Source organism: Limnohabitans sp. Rim28 (assembly GCF_000293865.2).
Classification (GTDB): Bacteria; Pseudomonadota; Gammaproteobacteria; order Burkholderiales; family Burkholderiaceae_C; genus Limnohabitans_A.
On sequence record NZ_ALKN02000007.1, the window covers coordinates 134,659 to 153,139 of the forward strand.

Below are 18,481 nucleotides of genomic sequence, written 5' to 3' on the forward strand. Positions count from 1 at the left end.
TATTTGATAATCTAATAATGATTATCTTTGAATTTCGATTTACGAAATTCAAGGCTTTGCGCATGATCCGCATTAAGAAATTTGAGGGCTCACCATGACCGAACACCCCATCCACTGGGAAACGCCCGGTACCAGCCGCGTCCCGTTTGCCGTGTACACCGACGAGGCGCTGCACAAAAAGGAGCTGGAACGCTTCTTTTACAAAAGCCATTGGAGCTATGTGGGCCTGGAAGCCGAAGTGCCCAAGCCCGGCGACTTCAAGCGCACCGTGGTGGGCGAGCGCTCGGTCATCATGACGCGCGCCACCGATGGGCAGATCCATGTGGTCGAGAACGTCTGCGCCCACCGGGGCATGCAGTTTTGCCGCGAACGCCATGGCCACAAAAAAGAGTTTGTCTGCCCTTACCACCAGTGGAGCTACACCCTCCAGGGCGATTTGCAGGGCGTGCCGTTTCGGCGTGGCGTGCGGCAAGACGGCAAGGTCAACGGCGGTATGCCGGCCGACTTTGACCCCAAAGAGCATGGCCTGACAGCCTTGAAAGTCGCCACACGCGGCGGCGTGGTGTTCGCCTCGTTTGACCAGGGTGTGGAGTCGCTCGAGGACTTCATGGGCCCGACCATCCTCAAGTACTTTGACCGCCTGTTCAACGGCCGCCAGCTGGTGGTGCTGGGCTACAACCGCCAGCGCATTCCGGGCAACTGGAAGCTGATGCAGGAAAACATCAAAGACCCCTACCACCCCGGCCTGCTGCACACCTGGTTTGTGACCTTTGGCCTTTGGCGTGCCGACAACAAGAGCGAGCTGCGCATGGACGCGCACCACCGCCACGCGGCCATGATCTCGACCCGCGGCAGCGCGGGCCAGGCCACGGGTGCGGCGTCGCAGGTCACGCAGGTCAGCAGCTTCAAAGAAAGCATGCAGCTGCACGACGCCAGCTTTCTGGACATCGTGCCTGAGGGCTGGTGGCAAATGGCAGACCAGATGCCCACGGCGGTGATGATGACGCTGTTCCCCAGCGTGATTTTTCAGCAGCAGGTCAACAGCGTGTCCACGCGGCACATCCAGCCCGACGGGCATGGCGCGTTTGATTTTGTGTGGACGCACTTCGGCTTTGAAGACGACACCCCCGAGATGACCGAGCGCCGCCTGCGCCAGTCCAACCTGTTTGGCCCGGCCGGCTTTGTGAGCGCGGACGATGGCGAGGTGATCGAGTTCTCACAACAAGCTTTCGAGACCAAGCCCGAGCACCGCATGCTGGTGGAGCTGGGCGGGCGCGATGTGGGCGAGACCGACCACATGGTGACCGAGACCCTGATCCGGGGCATGTACGAATACTGGCGCAAAGTGATGGAGGCATGAATCCCATGAGCACGAACCCCATCGTGAATTTTGAAACCCATATGGCCCTCGGCCGCCTGTACGCCGATTACGCCCTGGCCGTGGACAGCGGGCAGTGGGACTTGTGGCCGGAATTTTTCACCGAGCAATGCGTGTACAAACTCATCCCGCGAGAAAACCACGAGCGTGGCTTTCCGCTGTGCACGTTGTCCTTCACCAGCCAAGGCATGTTGAAAGACCGGGTGTATGGCATTCAGGAAACGCTGTACCACGACCCGTATTACCAGCGGCATGTGGTGGGCGCGCCGGTGGTGCGACGCGTGGAGGGCGAGCGCATCCACGCCGAGGCCAACTACGCGGTGTTCCGCACCAAGCTTGACAAGGCCAGCACGGTTTTCAATGTGGGCCGCTACATCGACACCATTGTGCAAACCCCCGAAGGCCTGAAGTTTGCCGAGCGCCTGTGCGTGTACGACAGCGAAATGATCCCCAACGCCATCATCTACCCGATATGACCATGACCCACTGGATTGACGTGGCCGCCGAGGCCGATTTGTTTGAAGGTGCCGGCATTGCCGTGACGCCAGAGGGCCAAGACATTGCCCTGTTCAGCGTGGAGGGCGAAGTCTTTGCCATCCACAACCTCTGCACCCACGGCAACGCCAAGCTGTGCGACGGCTTTGTCGAGGGCGACCACGTGGAATGTCCGTTTCACCAGGCCCAGTTCAGCCTGCGCGACGGCTCGGTGGCCTGCGGCCCGGCGACCGAGCCGGCCAAGACTTGGCCGGTCAAGGTCGAGGGTGGGCGGGTGTTTCTTCAGCTGGCCTGAGATGCTGGCTCTGTGCGCGTCAGCAGCATCGAATCCCCGTAGCTGAAAAACCGGTACTTCTGCGTCATCGCGTGACGGTACAGGCCCATGATGTGCTCGTAACCTGCAAAGGCGCTGACCAGCATCATCAGTGTGCTTTTCGGCAGGTGGAAGTTGGTGATCAACCGATCGACCACTTTGAACTCAAAGCCCGGGGTGATGAAAATCTCGGTATCGCCGCTGGCTTGGCCAAACTTGGCCCACGACTCCAGCGTGCGCACCGTGGTGGTGCCCACCGCCACCACTTGGCCGCCGCGTGCCTTGCAGGCCGCAATGGCTTGCTGCGTGGCTTCGGGCACTTTGTACCACTCGCTGTGCATGTGGTGTTCGGCGATGTTCTCGGTCTTGACCGGCTGGAAAGTGCCCGCACCGACATGCAGCGTGACGCTGGCCGTCTGCACACCGCGCGCCGCCAGAGCCGCCAACACCCCTTCGTCAAAATGCAGCGCCGCCGTGGGCGCCGCCACCGCGCCGGGCGCGCGCGCAAAAACGGTTTGGTAACGCTCGGCGTCTTCTTCGGTGTCGGCGTGATCGGCCGTGCCCGCAGGGCGTTCAATATAGGGGGGCAGTGGCATCACGCCGTGCTTTTCCATCAGCGCATGCGGCTCATCACTGAGCTGAAGATGAAACAGGGGGCCGTTTGCATCGGGCCAACGGCCCAGCAACACCGCATCGAAACCACCGTTTCGCGCACCGCCTGCCAAGTACATCTTGCCCCCCAGCAGAGGCTTCTTGCTCACCTTCATGTGCGCCACCACCTGGTGGCCGGGCAGCACGCGCTCAATCAGCAGCTCCAACTTGCCGCCCGATGCCTTCTCGCCAAAGATGCGGGCCTTGACCACCTTGGTGTCGTTGAACACCAGCAGATCGCCTGGGTTCAGCAGGTTGGGTAGTTCGTGAAAAATCCGGTCGGTGACCGCCCCGGGCGCGCCATCGAGCAAGCGTGAGCCGCTGCGCTCGGCAGTGGGGTGTTGGGCGATCAGTTCGGGGGGCAGCTCAAAGTCGAAATCGTTGAGCGTGAAGGCGCGGGGGGAGGCAGGAGAGGACATGGTGTGTGGGCTTGACAGGCCCGTTGAAATGAAAACGGCGTGATTGTCGCACGCCGTTTTAGGGGCTCCTTTGAGTGATGATCACTCATAAGTAGTGAAGTCGTATCAGGTCAGTTGCATGCTTGTAAAGTCAGCTTAGTAAGTGAACGTTAACGAAGTTGTTCCTTCAAAGTAGGTTTCACTGATACGAGTTAGTTCGCCAGCAGTTGTTATTCTGAAAGTAATTGTTGTGATTGATGACTGTGTATTGTTGGCGTCTCGCTCGGTCACGATGATTTTCAACAAAGCAGTAGAGGCTGTGTCTGGCTCCAGTGCGTATGTAACAGTTTCGGTACCTCGCTTGACAGCTTTGGTCGATGATGAATACAAAATGGTTGAATACAAAATGCCTGTGTCATTCACTTTGGCGGTGGTGGGGATTGTCGTGCCGTTTGTTACTACAGCGTAATCGTCTCCAACAGTGCCTAGAGGGTTGTAGTTAGAGTCCACATACGCAGTGCCGCTCGAAGATAGGGGGACAGTGACACCGTTTACTGTCATAGAGCCGGTGACTGTGGTTGTTTTTTGTTGTGCCGCTTGCGACTCGAATGATGCGCTTGTTAACGCGCCCTGTGTTGCTGTGCCACTGCCCGTCACGCTGTACCCTGACGATGTGCCTGTCACCGTAAAAGGCAAGGATCGAGTTTCTTTTACGTAGTTCACAAACGCGGTACGAAATTGAAATGTTTCGGTAGATGTTGTTGCGCCTGTGTTTGTGGGGTTGCTACCACCGCCGCAGGCACTGAGTGCTAAGACCAGAGACAGCCAAATGGCGCGAAAAAAATAGTGCTTATTCATGTTTGGAACTCCTATTGGTTTAATCGTATTTAAATTGTAATACAAATATATAAATTATTTACTAAATATCAACCAAAACACAAAAAATTGTAAATTTTCCTGAACGTTTACTTTATGTGGTGGACGTTTGTGGTCAGCGTCACTCACCTACAGCCGTTACCAATGAGTTCATCCTGCGGTAAGAGGGCCGCAGCATCACCCCTCATACGGCGCGCAATTGGTTGTTGGGCAAAGCGATTCCGACGCAGGACAAATTGCGTGTGCTGGCCGATTGGTTGCAGGTCAGCCCAGACGAGCAGAGGTTTGGTCGGACGGGCGGCGCTGTCATGGCCGCAGAGGCTTCGACAGACCCGGTCACATTGAGCATGGCCGATCGTGAAATGCTCAGCCGCTACCTCGGCTTGGATGTGAATGACCGCAAAACGGTGCGCGAGGTGGTCACGGCTTTGTCTATCGCTGCCAGCTTGAAGTCAAGGGGGTAAGAGCCTCTCTGTTGTGCAGACTTGGACGCGGCACAATCGCCCCATGTCCTCCCCGCCCACCCTCGCGTCTGCCAAGCCGCTTAGCGCCCCGCAAAAGGCGTTGATCAAGCTCGGCTTGAAGCGCGACATTGACCTGGCGCTGCACCTGCCGCTGCGCTACGAGGACGAGACCCGAATCGTCAAGCTGCGCGATGCGCGCGAGGGCGATACCGCGCAGATCGAGGCGACGGTGACGGCTTGCGAGATCACGATGCGGCCGCGCCGCCAGTTGCTGGTCACCGTGGACGATGGCTCGGACACCTGCGTCATGCGGTTTTTCAGCTTCTACCCTTCGCACCAAAAGGCTTTGGCGGTGGGCAACCGCATCCGGGCGCGGGGCGAAGTCAAGGGCGGCTTCATGGGCCTGACCATGATGCACCCCACCTTCAAGGCGGCGGGCGGCCATTTGGCCGAGGCCTTGACCCCGGTGTATTCCACGGTGGCCGGGCTGGCGCAGGCGTATTTGCGCCGGGCGGTGATCACCGGACTGAACCATGCCGACCTGAGCGAGACCCTGCCCCCCGGCGTCGCCTGGCCGGACCCGCGTGGCGCCTGGTCGCTGCGCGATGCGCTGCAGTTTTTGCACCACCCTACGCCCGATGTGTCGCTGGCTGCTTTGGAGGACCGCAGCCACCCGGCTTGGATTCGCCTCAAATGCGAGGAGTTGCTGGCGCAGCAGTTGTCGCAGCTGACCGCCAAGCGCGAGCGCGATTTGTTGCGTGCCCCGGCCTTGAAGATGAAGCGCGGTGCTTTGCACGACCAGTTGCACAAAGCGCTGCCTTTTGGCCTGACGAATGCCCAGCAGCGCGTGGGCCGCGAAATTGCCCAGGACCTGGTGCGCAACGTGCCGATGCACCGTTTGCTGCAAGGCGATGTGGGCGCGGGCAAGACGGTGGTCGCCGCGTTGGCGGCCATGGTGGCCATCGATGCGGGCTGGCAATGCGCCCTGATGGCCCCAACCGAAATTTTGGCCACCCAGCACTTCGCAAAATTAGTGGGCTGGCTGGAGCCGCTGGGTGTGAAGGTGGCTTGGCTGATTGGCAGCCAGAAAAAGAAAGAACGCGCAGAAATGCTGGCGCTGATCGAGTCGGGCGAGGCTGCGCTGGTGGTGGGCACGCACGCGGTCATTCAAGAACACGTCAAGTTCAAGTGCTTGGGGCTGGCCGTGATCGACGAGCAGCACCGCTTTGGCGTGGCGCAGCGCCTGGCCCTGCGCGGCAAGATGCAGGCCCCCGGCATGGAGCCGCACATGCTGATGATGACGGCCACACCCATTCCGCGCACGCTGGCCATGAGCTATTACGCCGATCTGGATGTGTCGGTGATCGACGAGCTGCCGCCGGGGCGCACGCCCATCGTCACTCGGGTGGTGTCGGACCACCGCCGTGACGAGGTCGTGTCGCGCATCGGGGCGCAGTTGCAAGAGGGGCGGCAGGTGTATTGGGTGTGCCCGCTGATTGAAGAAAGTGAAGCGCTGGACCTGACCAACGCCACCCAAACCCATGCCGACTTGAGCGAGGCGCTGCCGGGTGTGATGGTGGGCCTGCTGCATTCGCGCATGCCGGTGGCCGAAAAAAAGGCGGTGATGGAACTCTTCACGGCCGGCGTGATGGGCGTGCTGGTCAGCACCACGGTGATCGAGGTGGGGGTGGATGTGCCCAATGCCTCGCTGATGGTGATTGAGCATGCCGAGCGTTTTGGCCTCTCGCAGTTGCACCAGCTGCGTGGGCGTGTCGGGCGCGGCGCGGCGGCGTCGGCCTGTGTGCTGCTGTACGGCACGCCGGAAGGCGGTCGCCTGAGCGAAACCGCCCGCGAGCGTTTGCGGGCCATGGTGGAGACGAACGACGGCTTTGAGATTGCGCGGCGCGACTTGGAGATTCGCGGGCCGGGTGAGTTTTTGGGGGCACGCCAGTCGGGCGCGCCCTTGCTGCGTTTTGCCGATCTGGAGACCGATGGGCACTTGCTCGATTGGGCGCGCGCGCTGGCCCCGCAAATGCTGGACCAGCACGCCCATTTGGCCGAACGCCACATTGGCCGCTGGTTGGGCGGAAAATCCGAGTACCTCAAGGCTTGATGTTCAAATACAGACCATGACCCTGACCGAACTCAAATACATCGTGGCCGTGGCCCGCGAAAAGCACTTTGGCAAAGCGGCCGAGGCGTGCTTTGTGTCGCAGCCCACGCTGTCGCTGGCCATCAAGAAGCTTGAAGAAGAGCTGGAAGTCAAGCTGTTTGAGCGCAGCGCCAGCGAGGTATCGGTCACCCCCTTGGGCGAAGAAATCGTGCGTCAAGCGCAAAGCGTGCTGGAGCAGGCCGCCGAGATCAAAGAGATTGCCAAGCGCGGCAAGGACCCGCTGTCGGGCACCATGCGGCTGGGCGTCATCTACACGATTGGCCCGTATTTGCTGCCCGATTTGGTGCGCCAGATCATCACCGACATTCCACAGATGCCGCTGATGCTGCAAGAGAACTTCACCGTGCGCCTGCTGGAGATGCTGCGCACGGGCGAGCTCGATTGCGCCATCTTGGCCGAGCCTTTTCCCGAGTCGGGTTTGGCCGTGGCGCCTTTGTACGACGAAACCTTTATGGCCGCTTTGCCATTGAACCACACCTTGGCCAAAGAAACGTCCATCACGCCCGAGCAGCTGAAAAACGAAACCATGTTGCTGCTGGGCGCAGGCCATTGCTTTCGCGACCATGTCCTCGAGGTTTGCCCCGAATTCGCCCGTTATGCGAGCCAGACCGATGGCATCCGCAAGACCTTTGAGGGCTCGTCGCTGGAGACCATCAAGCACATGGTGGCGGCGGGCATGGGCGTGACCTTGGTGCCGCGTTTGTCAGTGCCTGACCTCAAACCGGTGCACAAGCGCTCGGGTGGGCACAGCGATTCGCCGGTGCGCTATTTGCCCATCGTGGACCCTGCGGGTGGCAAACCGCCCACCCGCCGTGTGGTGCTGGCCTGGCGGCGCAGTTACACCCGCTACGAAGCGATCGCGGCCATGCGCAATGCCATTTATGCCTGCCCCTTGCCCGGCGTGACCCGTTTGTCTTGAGGCCATTGGAGTGACGTCCAAACTCAAGCTTTACCTGGACTTGATCCGCTGGAACCGCCCTGCGGGCTGGTTGTTGCTGCTCTGGCCGTCTTTGGCCGCGCTGTGGGTGGCGGCGGACGGATTCCCCGGCTGGCATCTGGTGGCGGTGTTCACCCTGGGCACGATTTTGATGCGCAGTGCGGGATGCTGTGTCAACGATGTGGCCGACCGCGACTTTGACAAGCACGTCAAGCGCACCGCCAACCGCCCGGTCACGAGCGGGCGCTTGGGTGTGAAAGAAGCTTTGGCGGTGGGCGTTGTGCTGGCGCTGTGCGCCTTTGGCCTGGTGTTGACCACCAACACCGCCACCATTGCTTGGTCGTTTGCGGCGTTGGCGGTGACGCTGGCCTACCCGTATGCCAAGCGCTTCGTATCCATGCCACAGGCTGTGCTGGGCGTGGCTTTCAGCTTCGGCATCCCGATGGCGTTTGCCGCTGTGCAAGGCCAAGTACCGCTTTTGGCGTGGGGCTTGTTGCTGGGCAACCTGTTTTGGGTGTTGGCCTATGACACCGAGTACGCCATGGTGGACCGGGATGACGACTTGAACATCGGCATGAAAACCTCTGCCATCACGCTGGGCCAATGGGATGTGACCGCGATTGCCTGCTTTTATCTGTTTTATTTGCTGGCTTGGGTGTTTTTGTTGGACGGAGCTTCACGCGGCGTGTGGTTTTGGGCGGGCTTGCTGGCGGCCATGGCGCAGGTGGTTTGGCACGTGCTGCTGATCAAAGACCGCTCACGCGAAGGCTGCTTCAAAGCCTTCAGGCTGAACCATTGGTTGGGGTTCAGCGTGTTTGTCGGCGTGGCGCTTTCTTACTGATAGGCGCCCGAAAGCCCTATGGCGCTTTCATAATTAGAGAATTTAGGCCTTGCCAAACTCGTCTCCCAGCTCGCCGGCCCGCTTTTGGGCGGCTTGCATGGCCACGACAAATGAAGCTTTGATACCTGCGCTGTCCATGCTGGTCAAGGCCGCGTAGGTGGTACCGCCCTTGGAGGTGACACGTTGGCGCAGCACTTCGGGTGTTTCGCTGGAGGCGGCGGCCAAAGCCGAAGCCCCAGAAAAGGTGGCCACTGCCAGTTGGTAGGCCTGGGCGGCGGTGAGCCCCATGCCCACGCCCGCTTCGGTCATGGCTTCTAAAAAGTAAAAAACGTAGGCGGGGCCCGATCCTGACAGCGCGGTCACGGCGTCCAGGTGTGTTTCTTGATCGACCCACACGCTCTGGCCTGTGGTGCGGATGATTTGCTCAACCTCAGCTTTGTCGGCGGGAGTGACCGATGGACAAGCGAACAAGCCGGTGATGCCTTGGCCGACCAGCGCAGGCGTGTTGGGCATGCAGCGCACCACACGCTGTGTGCTCAACCAGCGGCAAATGCTGTCTGTGCGGATGCCTGCAGCCACCGACAGGTGGAGCGCCGGACGGGTGAAAGGCATGACCGGGAGTGCCGCCTCGAGAAAAACTTGGGGTTTGACGGCCCAGACCACCAACTCGGCTTGCGCCAAAGCCGGTCCTGCAGCAGACAAGGCGGTGATGCCAAAGTCTTGTTGCAGCTTGGCGGCCGTTTCTGCAAAAGGCTCAATCACGGTGAATTGTTCGGGCTTCATACCTTGACGAATCAGACCGCCGATGATGGCGCTGGCCATATTGCCGCCGCCAATAAAGGCCATGTGGTGTGCGTGGTGTGTCATGGGTTGCAAACTCCGAAAGTGACGCCAAAGGGCCTGTTGAACGCTGTGATGCGGCGATTGTCGCTGTTTGTGCGGTCGCCATTGGGGTGTCCGTGGCGATGGCCGGCTGCATGGGCGCCCATCGAGAGCCCCGTCCTTTTGAGGCGCTGCCAGGTGGAAAGCGCAGGTTTTGCAAATTATTTGCTCAAGTGGTTGCGCCACGCATTTTTTAAAGGCATAATAGAGGGCTTCGCTTTTCAAAAGGCGTAGGTATCTGCCCAATCTGAAGTGCCGCGAGTGGTTTGCGGTGTGAATGACGGGTCCAAGACTGATTCTTGTGTGTTGGCTATTGGGCTGGCAGGCAAAGAATACAAGTTGGGAACAAAGAAATGATCCAGACAGAATCTCGGTTGGATGTGGCCGACAACACCGGCGCAAAGTCCGTGCTGTGCATCAAGGTGCTCGGCGGGTCCAAGCGTCGCTATGCAAGTGTTGGCGACATCATCAAAGTGAGCATCAAAGAAGCCGCCCCACGTGGTCGCGTCAAAAAAGGCGAGATCTACAGTGCAGTGGTGGTTCGCACCGCCAAGGGCATCCGCCGCGGCGATGGCTCCCTCATCAAATTCGATGGCAACGCCGCTGTGTTGCTGAACGCCAAGTTGGAGCCTATTGGCACCCGCATCTTCGGCCCGGTCACGCGTGAACTGCGTACCGAGAAGTTCATGAAGATCGTGTCCTTGGCTCCTGAAGTACTGTAAGGACGCGCCATGAACAAGATTCGCAAAGGCGACGAAGTCATCGTCATCACAGGTCGTGACAAGGGCAAGCGCGGCAAAGTGTCGCTCCGTGCCACTGACTCGCACTTGGTCATTGATGGTATCAACATCGTCAAAAAACACGCCAAGCCAAACCCGATGAAGGGTACTACTGGCGGCATCATCGAAAAGGCCATGCCGATTCACCAATCCAATGTGGCCATTTTCAATGCCGCAACAGGTAAGGCTGATCGCGTGGGCATCAAGCTGCAAGCTGACGGAACACGCGTTCGTGTTTACAAGTCGAGCGGCGAAGAAATCAAGGTGGCATGAGCATGGCACGTCTTCAACAACTCTTCCGCGAGAAAATCGCTGCCGATTTGACAGCCAAGTTCGGCTACAAGTCACCGATGCAGGTTCCTCGCATCACCAAGATCACCCTCAACATGGGTGTGTCTGAAGCGGTCGCTGACAAGAAAGTCATGGACCACGCTGTCAGCGACTTGACCAAGATTGCCGGCCAAAAGCCTGTAGTGACCAAGGCCAAGAAGGCGATTGCTGGTTTCAAGATCCGTGAGCAACAAGCCATCGGCTGTATGGTCACACTGCGTGGCGTTCAGATGTATGAATTCCTGGACCGTTTCGTGACCGTGGCTTTGCCTCGCGTTCGTGACTTCCGTGGTATCTCGGGTCGCGCATTTGATGGTCGTGGTAACTACAACATCGGCGTCAAAGAGCAGATCATTTTCCCTGAAATCGAGTACGACAAGGTCGATGCCTTGCGCGGTCTCAACATCAGCATCACCACCACGGCCAAGTCTGACGAAGAGTGCAAAGCGCTCTTGACAGCTTTCCGCTTCCCCTTCAAGAACTGAGGTGCCACGTGGCTAAAGTAGCTTTGATCGAGCGTGAGCTCAAGCGTGAAAAACTGGCTGCCAAGTTCGCGAAGAAATACGCGGAATTGAAAGCAGTTGCCAACGATTTCAAGCGCAGCGATGAAGAGCGCGCAGCTGCCCGTCTGGGCCTGCAAAAGCTCCCACGCAACGCAAACCCGACCCGTCAACGCAACCGCTGTGAAATCACCGGTCGCCCACGCGGTACGTTCCGTCAATTTGGTTTGGGTCGCGCCAAAATCCGTGAATTAGCCTTTGCAGGCCACATTCCGGGCGTGACCAAGGCCAGCTGGTAATCGGCAGGAGATAACAACATGAGCATGAGTGATCCTATTGCCGATCTGTTGACCCGCATCCGTAATGCACAAATGGTGGCGAAAGCTGCTGTGATGGTTCCTTCTTCCAAAGTGAAGGTGGCCATTGCCCAAGTGCTGAAAGATGAAGGCTACATTGACGGTTTCCAAGTCAAAACCGAAGACGGCAAGTCCGTTCTCGAAATTGCCCTGAAGTACTACGCCGGTCGCCCAGTCATTGAGCGCATCGAGCGCGTAAGCCGCCCTGGTTTGCGTGTGTACAAAGGCCGTGATGCCATCCCACAAGTCCAGAACGGCTTGGGCGTCGCCATTGTCACCACACCTCAAGGTGTGATGACCGACCGCAAAGCGCGCGCAGCCGGTGTCGGTGGCGAAGTGCTGTGCTACGTCGCTTAAAGGCAGGAGAGACTGAATGTCCCGAGTAGCAAAAATGCCCGTGACCATCCCCGCAGGTGTGGATGTGTCCGTGAACCAAAATCAAATCAGTGTGAAAGGCGCTGGTGGCCAACTGGCCATCGCCGCCAACATGCTGGTGACCGTGAACAACGAAGGCGGCAAACTCAGCTTTGCACCCGCCAACGATTCACGCGAAGCCAATGCCATGAGTGGCACCTTGCGTCAGCTGGTGAACAACATGGTGACTGGTGTGACCAAAGGCTTTGAGAAAAAGCTGAGCCTGGTCGGTGTGGGTTACAAAGCGGCTGCCACTGGCGCCAAGTTGAACCTCGCTGTGGGTTATTCGCACCCCGTCAACATCGACATGCCCGCGGGCATCACGGTAGCCACCCCATCCGCGACTGAAATCGTGATCAAGGGTGCAGACCGTCAACGTGTTGGCCAAATCGCTGCTGAGATCCGTGCTGTTCGTCCCCCTGAGCCCTACAAAGGCAAAGGCATCCGTTATTCGGATGAGAAGATCACGATCAAAGAGACCAAGAAGAAATAAGGAGCTGCATCATGATGACCAAGAAAGAGCAGCGTCTCCGTCGTGCACGTCAAACACGCATCCGCATTGCCCAGCAAGGCGTGGCACGTTTGACTGTGAACCGCACCAACCTGCACATTTATGCCAGCGTTATCTCTGGCTGCGGTACCAAAGTTTTGGCAGCCGCATCAACCGCAGAAGCCGAAGTGCGTACCGCTTTGGGCGCTGCAGGCAAAGGTGGCAACTCCGCAGCAGCAGCAGTGATCGGCAAGCGCATTGCTGAAAAAGCGAAAGCCGCTGGCGTTGAGAAGGTCGCCTTCGACCGCGCAGGTTTTGCCTACCACGGTCGTGTCAAGGCTTTGGCCGAAGCAGCCCGTGAAGCAGGTCTGCAGTTCTAAACGGATCGGAGATACAAATGGCTAAATTTACAGCAAAACCGCAAAGCGAAGGACCTGAAGACGGTCTTCGCGAGAAGATGATCGCGGTCAATCGCGTGACCAAAGTGGTCAAGGGCGGCCGTATCCTCGGTTTCGCAGCATTGACTGTGGTCGGCGACGGCGATGGCAAAGTTGGCATGGGCAAGGGCAAATCGAAAGAAGTGCCAGCAGCTGTGCAAAAGGCGATGGAAGAAGCGCGCCGTAACTTGGCCAAAGTCCACCTTAAAAATGGCACGATTCACCACGCCGTTCACGGCCACCATGGCGCAGCTCGCGTCATGATGGCACCAGCACCAAAGGGTACCGGCATCATCGCTGGTGGTCCAATGCGCGCTGTGTTCGAAGTGGTGGGCATCACCGACATCGTGGCCAAGAGCCACGGTTCGTCCAACCCTTACAACATGGTTCGTGCCACCTTGGACGCTTTGTCCAACTGCACAACAGCTTCCAACGTGGCTGCCAAGCGTGGCAAGTCGGTTGAAGAGTTGTTCGGCTGAACCGGAGAACGAACATGACGACAGCATCTACCGTAAAAGTCCAACTGGTTCGCAGCCCGATTGGCACCAAAGAGTCACACCGCGCTACTGTGCGTGGCTTGGGCTTGCGCAAGCTCAATTCTGTGAGTGAGTTGCAAGACTCGCCCGCAGTGCGCGGCATGATCAACAAGATCAGTTACCTGGTCAAAGTTCTCTAAGAGGCGAATGATGGAACTCAACAGCATCAAGCCCGCAGAAGGCTCTAAGCACGCGCCACGTCGCGTTGGCCGTGGTATCGGTTCGGGCTTGGGTAAAACCGCCGGCCGTGGTCACAAAGGTCAAAAATCCCGTTCGGGTGGTTACCACAAAGTGGGTTTCGAAGGCGGTCAAATGCCTTTGCAGCGCCGTTTGCCCAAGCGCGGCTTCAAGTCCATGACGCTGAAGTACAACGCTGAAATCACTTTGACCTCTCTTGAGCGTCTTGCTTTGCCTGAAGTCGATGTTTTGACATTGAAGCAAGCAGGCCTGGTGGGTCAAATGGCCAAAGTGGTCAAAGTGATCAACACAGGTGAGTTGTCCAAAGCGGTCAAGTTGACAGGCATTGGTGCAACAGCTGGTGCCAAGGCCGCCATTGAGGCAGCCGGCGGTTCCGTGGCCTGATCTTTGAAGACAGAGACGCACTGTGGCAACCATCGCTCATCAGACATCCAAGGCAGGCAAGTTTGGCGACCTGCGTCGTCGGCTTGTTTTCTTGCTGTTGGCGCTGGTTGTATACCGCATGGGTGCGCACATCCCCGTGCCCGGGATTGATCCTGACCAACTGAAGCAATTGTTCAATGGTCAGCAGGGCGGCATTTTGAATTTATTCAACATGTTCTCTGGTGGTGCCTTGTCTCGCTTCACTGTTTTTGCGCTGGGCATCATGCCTTACATCTCTGCATCGATCGTGATGCAGTTGATGACTTACGTGGTTCCCACGTTTGAGCAGATGAAAAAAGAGGGTGAAGCTGGTCGTCGAAAAATTACCCAATACACACGTTTTGGTGCCTTGGGTTTGGCCATCTTTCAATCTTTTGGTATTGCCGTTGCACTCGAAGCTTCGGCCGGCTTGGTGATCAATCCTGGAATGGGTTTCCGGATGACCGCTGTGGTCAGCTTGACCGCGGGCGCCATGTTCCTGATGTGGCTGGGTGAGCAAATCACTGAGCGTGGTTTGGGTAACGGTATTTCAATTTTGATTTTTGCGGGGATTGCTGCGGGTTTGCCCAGCGCTCTCGGCGGCTTGTTTGAGTTGGTTCGTACCGGCGCCATGAATCCTTTGATCTCCCTGTTGATCATTGTGGTGGTCGGCTTGGTGACTTATTTTGTGGTTTTTGTCGAAAGAGGACAACGCAAAATCTTGGTGAACTACGCACGCCGACAGGTTGGAAATAAAGTTTATGGTGGTCAGTCTTCGCACTTGCCACTGAAGCTGAACATGGCGGGTGTCATTCCTCCCATTTTTGCTTCATCGATCATTTTGTTGCCAGCCACATTGATTGGTTGGTTCAGTTCGGGTTCCTCTGAAAGTTCGGTGGTTCGCTTTTTCAAAGATGTGGCCAACGCCTTGGCGCCTGGCCAGCCCGTTTATGTCATGTTCTATGCGGCGGCCATTATTTTCTTCTGTTTCTTCTATACGGCCCTTGTTTTCAACAGCCGTGAAACAGCCGATAACTTGAAAAAAAGTGGTGCGTTCATTCCTGGCATTCGCCCGGGTGACCAAACTGCCAAATTCATCGACAAGATTTTGTTGCGATTGACCGCTGTGGGTGCTGCTTACATCACGTTCGTGTGCCTGCTGCCAGAGTTCTTGATTCTGAAATACAATGTTCCGTTTTACTTTGGCGGTACATCTTTGTTGATCATTGTGGTGGTCACAATGGATTTCATGGCGCAAGTTCAAAACTACATGATGTCTCAGCAGTACGACTCTCTCCTGAAAAAGGCGAGTTTCAAGTCCTGATGGCGTAAGTGGTTTGGGTCAAGCCCCTTGATGCGAGTGTTCAAGGGCCCAGTTTTTAACTTTGTCTGGTTAGACAAATCATTGATAAGTTTTTTGGAGAGAACCATGAGAGTTTCTGCTTCGGTAAAAAAGATTTGCCGTAATTGCAAAGTTATCCGCCGTAAAGGCGTTGTTCGTGTGATCTGCACAGATCCACGTCACAAGCAGCGTCAAGGCTGATTGAACTAGTTTTAGAGGACGAAAATGGCACGTATCGCTGGCATCAACATTCCGCCGCACAAACATGCTGAAATTGGCTTGACCGCCATTTTCGGTATTGGTCGCACCCGCGCTCGACAAATTTGCGAGGCCACTGGCATCGCTTATTCGAAGAAGATCAAGGATCTGACCGACGCAGACTTGGAAAAAATTCGCGACCACATCGCTGTGTTCACCATTGAAGGTGACCTGCGCCGTGAGACCACCATGAACATCAAGCGTTTGATGGACATTGGTTGCTACCGTGGTTTCCGTCACCGTCGTGGCTTGCCCATGCGCGGTCAGCGCACACGTACCAATGCACGTACTCGCAAGGGACCGCGCAAAGGTGCTGCGGCTCTGAAGAAATAAGCAGGACTGAGAGACCAACATGGCAAAAGCACAATCAAACAGCGCAGCACAACGTGTCCGCAAAAAAGTCCGCAAGAACATTGCCGACGGCATTGCTCACGTGCACGCTTCGTTCAACAACACCATCATCACGATCACCGATCGCCAAGGCAATGCTTTGTCTTGGGCGTCTTCGGGTGGCCAAGGCTTCAAGGGTTCACGCAAGTCAACACCTTTTGCAGCCCAAGTGGCCTCCGAAGTAGCGGGTCGTGCTGCGCAAGAACAAGGCATCAAAAACCTCGACGTCGAGATCAAGGGCCCAGGCCCAGGTCGCGAGTCTTCGGTTCGTGCTTTGGGTGCGTTGGGCATTCGCATCACATCGATTGCCGATGTGACGCCAGTCCCGCACAACGGTTGCCGCCCTCAAAAGCGTCGCCGCATTTAATCTCTCACCAAGCCCACCGCCAGGCCTTGCTTGCATCGCCTGGCTCCCGCATTTCTGATGCGGCAGCTGCATAAAGGAAAATCAAGTGGCACGTTACCTAGGCCCCAAGGCCAAACTTTCCCGCCGTGAAGGCACTGACTTGTTCTTGAAGAGTGCACGTCGCTCTATCGCAGACAAGTCTAAATTTGACACCAAACCAGGCCAACACGGCCGTACTTCCGGTCAACGCACATCGGACTACGGTCTGCAGTTGCGCGAGAAGCAAAAAGTCAAGCGCATGTACGGTGTGTTGGAGAAGCAGTTCCGCCGCTACTTCGCCGAGGCTGACCGTCGCAAAGGCAACACAGGCTCGAACCTGTTGGCTTTGCTCGAGTGCCGCCTGGACAACGTTGTTTACCGTATGGGTTTCGGCTCTACACGTGCAGAAGCCCGTCAGATGGTTTCTCACAAAGCCATCACGGTCAACGGCCAATCTGTGAACATCCCTTCATACTTGGTCAAAGCCGGTGATGTGGTTGCGGTTCGCGAAAAATCCAAAAAGCAAAACCGTGTGGTTGAAGCTCTGCAGTTGGCTGCTCAAGTTGGCATGCCTGCGTGGGTTGAAGTCAATGCGGACAAAGCCGAAGGCACCTTCAAAAAGGTTCCTGACCGTGACGAATTTGGTGCTGACATCAACGAATCGTTGATTGTCGAACTGTATTCACGTTAATTCGCTGTTTTGATCGTTCCCAGTGCGTTATTTCTTTCGCCTGGGCGCTTCATCAGCCTTACCGGTGTAACGAACCGGGGGTATTGAGAAGGAAGTCTGAATGCAAACAAATTTGTTGAAACCCAAAGCGATCCAAGTCGAGCAATTGGCTGCCAACCGTGCAAAAGTCACGCTTGAGCCTTTTGAGCGCGGTTACGGTCATACGCTTGGTAATGCACTGCGTCGTGTTTTGTTGTCTTCAATGGTCGGTTACTCGGCGACCGAAGTCACCATTGCTGGCGTAGTTCACGAATACTCTTCCATTGACGGTGTCCAGCAAGATGTTGTGAATATCTTGTTGAACCTCAAAGGGGTTGTGTTCAAGTTGCACAACCGTGATGAAGTCACTCTGAGCCTTCGCAAAGATGGCGAAGGTCCAGTGACCGCGGCGGATATCCAAACGCCTCACGACGTCGAAATCATCAATCCTGAGCACGTGATTGCCAACCTGTCACAAGGCGGCAAGCTCGATATGCAAATCAAGGTTGAAAAAGGCCGTGGTTACGTGCCGGGCAGCATGCGCCGTTACGCTGACGAGCCGACCAAAGCATTGGGCCGCATCGTGCTCGACGCCTCGTTTTCGCCCGTCAAACGTGTGAGTTACACGGTTGAGAGCGCCCGTGTTGAGCAGCGTACCGACTTGGACAAGCTGGTCATTGAAATCGAAACCAACGGTGCCATCACCGCTGAAGACGCTGTTCGCGCATCGTCTAAGATTTTGGTCGAACAACTGGCTGTTTTTGCACAACTCGAAGGCAGTGAATTGTCTGCGTTCGATGCACCAGCCGTTCGTGGTGGTGCAGGCAATTTCGACCCGATTCTGTTGCGCCCTGTGGACGAGCTTGAACTCACCGTTCGTTCGGCCAACTGTCTCAAGGCTGAGAACATTTACTACATTGGTGATTTGATCCAACGCACTGAAAACGAGTTGCTGAAAACACCCAATTTGGGCCGCAAGTCACTCAACGAAATCAAAGAAGTTTTGGCTTCACGTGGTTTGACATTGGGTATGAAACTCGAAGCTTGGCCACCAGCCGGCTTGGAAAAGCGTTAATTGAAAGTTCCCGGATTCGTCCGGGGTGTGCACGGACAGTACCTGATACGGCTGTCTGTTTAATAAAGAAAGGTAAGCACCATGCGCCACGGACACGGCCTCCGTAAATTGAACCGCACCAGCGAGCACCGTCTCGCCATGCTGCGTAACATGATGAATTCACTCATTGAGCATGAAGTCATCAAAACAACATTGCCAAAAGCCAAAGAGCTGCGTCGTGTCATTGAGCCGATGATCACTTTGGCCAAAGAAGACAATTTGTCGAACAAGCGTTTGGCCTTCAACCGCCTGCGCGACCGCGACAGTGTCGTCAAGTTGTTTGCCGATTTGGGCCCTCGCTTTGCCAAGCGTCCTGGCGGTTACACACGCATCTTGAAGATGGGATACCGTGTGGGCGATAACGCACCGATGGCATTGGTTGAATTGGTCGATCGTCCCGAAATCGCTGCTGATTCAGCAGCTGAGTAAGGTA

General features: G+C 56.8%; 27 protein-coding genes. 24 read left to right on the forward strand and 3 right to left on the reverse strand.

Translation table 11 applies throughout. The features are described 5' to 3' along the window. The first annotated feature begins 94 nt into the window (after window positions 1-94). The 3 genes from B472_RS09885 to B472_RS09895 are packed head-to-tail and all read left to right on the forward strand — an operon-like array spanning window position 95 to window position 2,168. Entirely contained in the window at window positions 95-1,360 is a 1,266-nt protein-coding gene (locus tag B472_RS09885) for an aromatic ring-hydroxylating dioxygenase subunit alpha (protein WP_019427433.1), read from the forward strand. 5 nt (window positions 1,361-1,365) lie between these two features. Then, the gene (locus B472_RS09890) at window positions 1,366-1,854 is read left to right on the forward strand and encodes an aromatic-ring-hydroxylating dioxygenase subunit beta (protein ID WP_026039635.1); all 489 of its coding nucleotides are present in this window, start codon (window positions 1,366-1,368) and stop codon (window positions 1,852-1,854) included. Continuing rightward, window positions 1,851-2,168, forward strand: a complete 318-nt coding sequence (locus tag B472_RS09895) for a non-heme iron oxygenase ferredoxin subunit (RefSeq protein WP_019427435.1) — start codon at window positions 1,851-1,853, stop codon at window positions 2,166-2,168. Before B472_RS09890 ends, B472_RS09895 begins: the two co-directional genes overlap by 4 nt. Here the strand turns inward: B472_RS09895 and queA are convergent. Together queA and B472_RS16955 are read right to left on the reverse strand one after the other, a co-directional pair. Further along, window positions 2,156-3,256, reverse strand: a complete 1,101-nt coding sequence (queA, locus tag B472_RS09900; protein ID WP_019427436.1) for a tRNA preQ1(34) S-adenosylmethionine ribosyltransferase-isomerase QueA — start codon at window positions 3,254-3,256, stop codon at window positions 2,156-2,158. The two genes, B472_RS09895 and queA, sit on opposite strands and share 13 nt — an antisense overlap. Before the next feature lie 135 nt (window positions 3,257-3,391). Further along, window positions 3,392-4,093, reverse strand: a complete 702-nt coding sequence (locus B472_RS16955; protein WP_133176083.1) for a hypothetical protein — start codon at window positions 4,091-4,093, stop codon at window positions 3,392-3,394. 224 nt (window positions 4,094-4,317) lie between these two features. Between B472_RS16955 and B472_RS17345 the strand changes: the two genes are divergently transcribed. From B472_RS17345 to ubiA, 4 genes are read left to right on the forward strand one after another with little or no spacing between them, the layout of a single operon-like run. After that, complete coding sequence (locus B472_RS17345) at window positions 4,318-4,575, forward strand: hypothetical protein (protein ID WP_238147423.1); 258 nt, start codon at window positions 4,318-4,320, stop codon at window positions 4,573-4,575. A 43-nt stretch (window positions 4,576-4,618) separates the two neighbouring features. Further along, on the forward strand, window positions 4,619-6,688 hold the full coding sequence (recG, locus tag B472_RS09910) for an ATP-dependent DNA helicase RecG (RefSeq protein ID WP_019427439.1): 2,070 nt from the start codon (window positions 4,619-4,621) through the stop codon (window positions 6,686-6,688). A gap of 16 nt (window positions 6,689-6,704) precedes the next feature. Beyond that, window positions 6,705-7,667, forward strand: coding sequence for a LysR substrate-binding domain-containing protein (locus tag B472_RS09915; protein ID WP_019427440.1), 963 nt, complete (start codon window positions 6,705-6,707; stop codon window positions 7,665-7,667). Between the two features lie 10 nt (window positions 7,668-7,677). Next, complete coding sequence (ubiA, locus tag B472_RS09920) at window positions 7,678-8,526, forward strand: 4-hydroxybenzoate octaprenyltransferase (protein ID WP_019427441.1); 849 nt, start codon at window positions 7,678-7,680, stop codon at window positions 8,524-8,526. Between the two features lie 42 nt (window positions 8,527-8,568). On the opposite strand, the gene proC is transcribed toward ubiA, so the two are convergent. Further along, window positions 8,569-9,393, reverse strand: coding sequence for a pyrroline-5-carboxylate reductase (gene proC / locus B472_RS09925; RefSeq protein WP_019427442.1), 825 nt, complete (start codon window positions 9,391-9,393; stop codon window positions 8,569-8,571). 368 nt (window positions 9,394-9,761) lie between these two features. Between proC and rplN the strand changes: the two genes are divergently transcribed. The 17 genes from rplN (at window position 9,762) to rplQ (ending at window position 18,477) form a co-directional block, all read left to right on the forward strand. Then, the gene (gene rplN / locus B472_RS09930) at window positions 9,762-10,130 is read left to right on the forward strand and encodes a 50S ribosomal protein L14 (protein ID WP_019427444.1); all 369 of its coding nucleotides are present in this window, start codon (window positions 9,762-9,764) and stop codon (window positions 10,128-10,130) included. Between the two features lie 9 nt (window positions 10,131-10,139). Then, window positions 10,140-10,460 (forward strand): 50S ribosomal protein L24, encoded by a 321-nt coding sequence (rplX, locus tag B472_RS09935; RefSeq protein ID WP_019427445.1) that lies wholly within the window; start codon window positions 10,140-10,142, stop codon window positions 10,458-10,460. Window positions 10,461-10,462: 2 nt separating this feature from the next. After that, window positions 10,463-11,002: a 50S ribosomal protein L5 gene (gene rplE / locus B472_RS09940; protein ID WP_026039636.1), complete on the forward strand. Its 540-nt coding sequence runs from the start codon at window positions 10,463-10,465 to the stop codon at window positions 11,000-11,002. 8 nt (window positions 11,003-11,010) lie between these two features. Beyond that, entirely contained in the window at window positions 11,011-11,316 is a 306-nt protein-coding gene (gene rpsN / locus B472_RS09945; RefSeq protein WP_026039637.1) for a 30S ribosomal protein S14, read from the forward strand. Between the two features lie 18 nt (window positions 11,317-11,334). After that, window positions 11,335-11,730, forward strand: a complete 396-nt coding sequence (gene rpsH / locus B472_RS09950; RefSeq protein ID WP_019427448.1) for a 30S ribosomal protein S8 — start codon at window positions 11,335-11,337, stop codon at window positions 11,728-11,730. A gap of 16 nt (window positions 11,731-11,746) precedes the next feature. Continuing rightward, complete coding sequence (rplF, locus tag B472_RS09955; RefSeq protein ID WP_026039638.1) at window positions 11,747-12,280, forward strand: 50S ribosomal protein L6; 534 nt, start codon at window positions 11,747-11,749, stop codon at window positions 12,278-12,280. 11 nt (window positions 12,281-12,291) lie between these two features. After that, window positions 12,292-12,657 (forward strand): 50S ribosomal protein L18, encoded by a 366-nt coding sequence (gene rplR / locus B472_RS09960; RefSeq protein ID WP_019427450.1) that lies wholly within the window; start codon window positions 12,292-12,294, stop codon window positions 12,655-12,657. 17 nt (window positions 12,658-12,674) lie between these two features. Beyond that, a complete protein-coding gene (rpsE, locus tag B472_RS09965; RefSeq protein ID WP_020424611.1) occupies window positions 12,675-13,193 on the forward strand; it encodes a 30S ribosomal protein S5 in 519 nt (172 codons plus the stop codon). Between the two features lie 14 nt (window positions 13,194-13,207). Then, window positions 13,208-13,390 carry a 50S ribosomal protein L30 gene (rpmD, locus tag B472_RS09970; RefSeq protein WP_019427452.1) on the forward strand — a complete coding sequence of 61 codons (183 nt, stop codon included), beginning with the start codon at window positions 13,208-13,210 and terminating at the stop codon, window positions 13,388-13,390. Between the two features lie 10 nt (window positions 13,391-13,400). Further along, window positions 13,401-13,832 carry a 50S ribosomal protein L15 gene (gene rplO, locus B472_RS09975; protein ID WP_026039639.1) on the forward strand — a complete coding sequence of 144 codons (432 nt, stop codon included), beginning with the start codon at window positions 13,401-13,403 and terminating at the stop codon, window positions 13,830-13,832. Between the two features lie 22 nt (window positions 13,833-13,854). Continuing rightward, window positions 13,855-15,174, forward strand: coding sequence for a preprotein translocase subunit SecY (secY, locus tag B472_RS09980; protein WP_019427454.1), 1,320 nt, complete (start codon window positions 13,855-13,857; stop codon window positions 15,172-15,174). A 105-nt stretch (window positions 15,175-15,279) separates the two neighbouring features. Then, window positions 15,280-15,393 carry a 50S ribosomal protein L36 gene (rpmJ, locus tag B472_RS09985; protein ID WP_028820150.1) on the forward strand — a complete coding sequence of 38 codons (114 nt, stop codon included), beginning with the start codon at window positions 15,280-15,282 and terminating at the stop codon, window positions 15,391-15,393. A 24-nt stretch (window positions 15,394-15,417) separates the two neighbouring features. After that, the gene (rpsM, locus tag B472_RS09990; protein ID WP_019427455.1) at window positions 15,418-15,783 is read left to right on the forward strand and encodes a 30S ribosomal protein S13; all 366 of its coding nucleotides are present in this window, start codon (window positions 15,418-15,420) and stop codon (window positions 15,781-15,783) included. 19 nt (window positions 15,784-15,802) lie between these two features. Then, entirely contained in the window at window positions 15,803-16,207 is a 405-nt protein-coding gene (rpsK, locus tag B472_RS09995; RefSeq protein ID WP_019427456.1) for a 30S ribosomal protein S11, read from the forward strand. Between the two features lie 85 nt (window positions 16,208-16,292). Continuing rightward, the gene (rpsD, locus tag B472_RS10000; RefSeq protein WP_019427457.1) at window positions 16,293-16,916 is read left to right on the forward strand and encodes a 30S ribosomal protein S4; all 624 of its coding nucleotides are present in this window, start codon (window positions 16,293-16,295) and stop codon (window positions 16,914-16,916) included. Between the two features lie 100 nt (window positions 16,917-17,016). Then, window positions 17,017-18,009, forward strand: coding sequence for a DNA-directed RNA polymerase subunit alpha (rpoA, locus tag B472_RS10005; RefSeq protein ID WP_019427458.1), 993 nt, complete (start codon window positions 17,017-17,019; stop codon window positions 18,007-18,009). Window positions 18,010-18,090: 81 nt separating this feature from the next. After that, window positions 18,091-18,477: a 50S ribosomal protein L17 gene (rplQ, locus tag B472_RS10010; RefSeq protein ID WP_019427459.1), complete on the forward strand. Its 387-nt coding sequence runs from the start codon at window positions 18,091-18,093 to the stop codon at window positions 18,475-18,477. Window positions 18,478-18,481 lie beyond the last annotated feature (4 nt).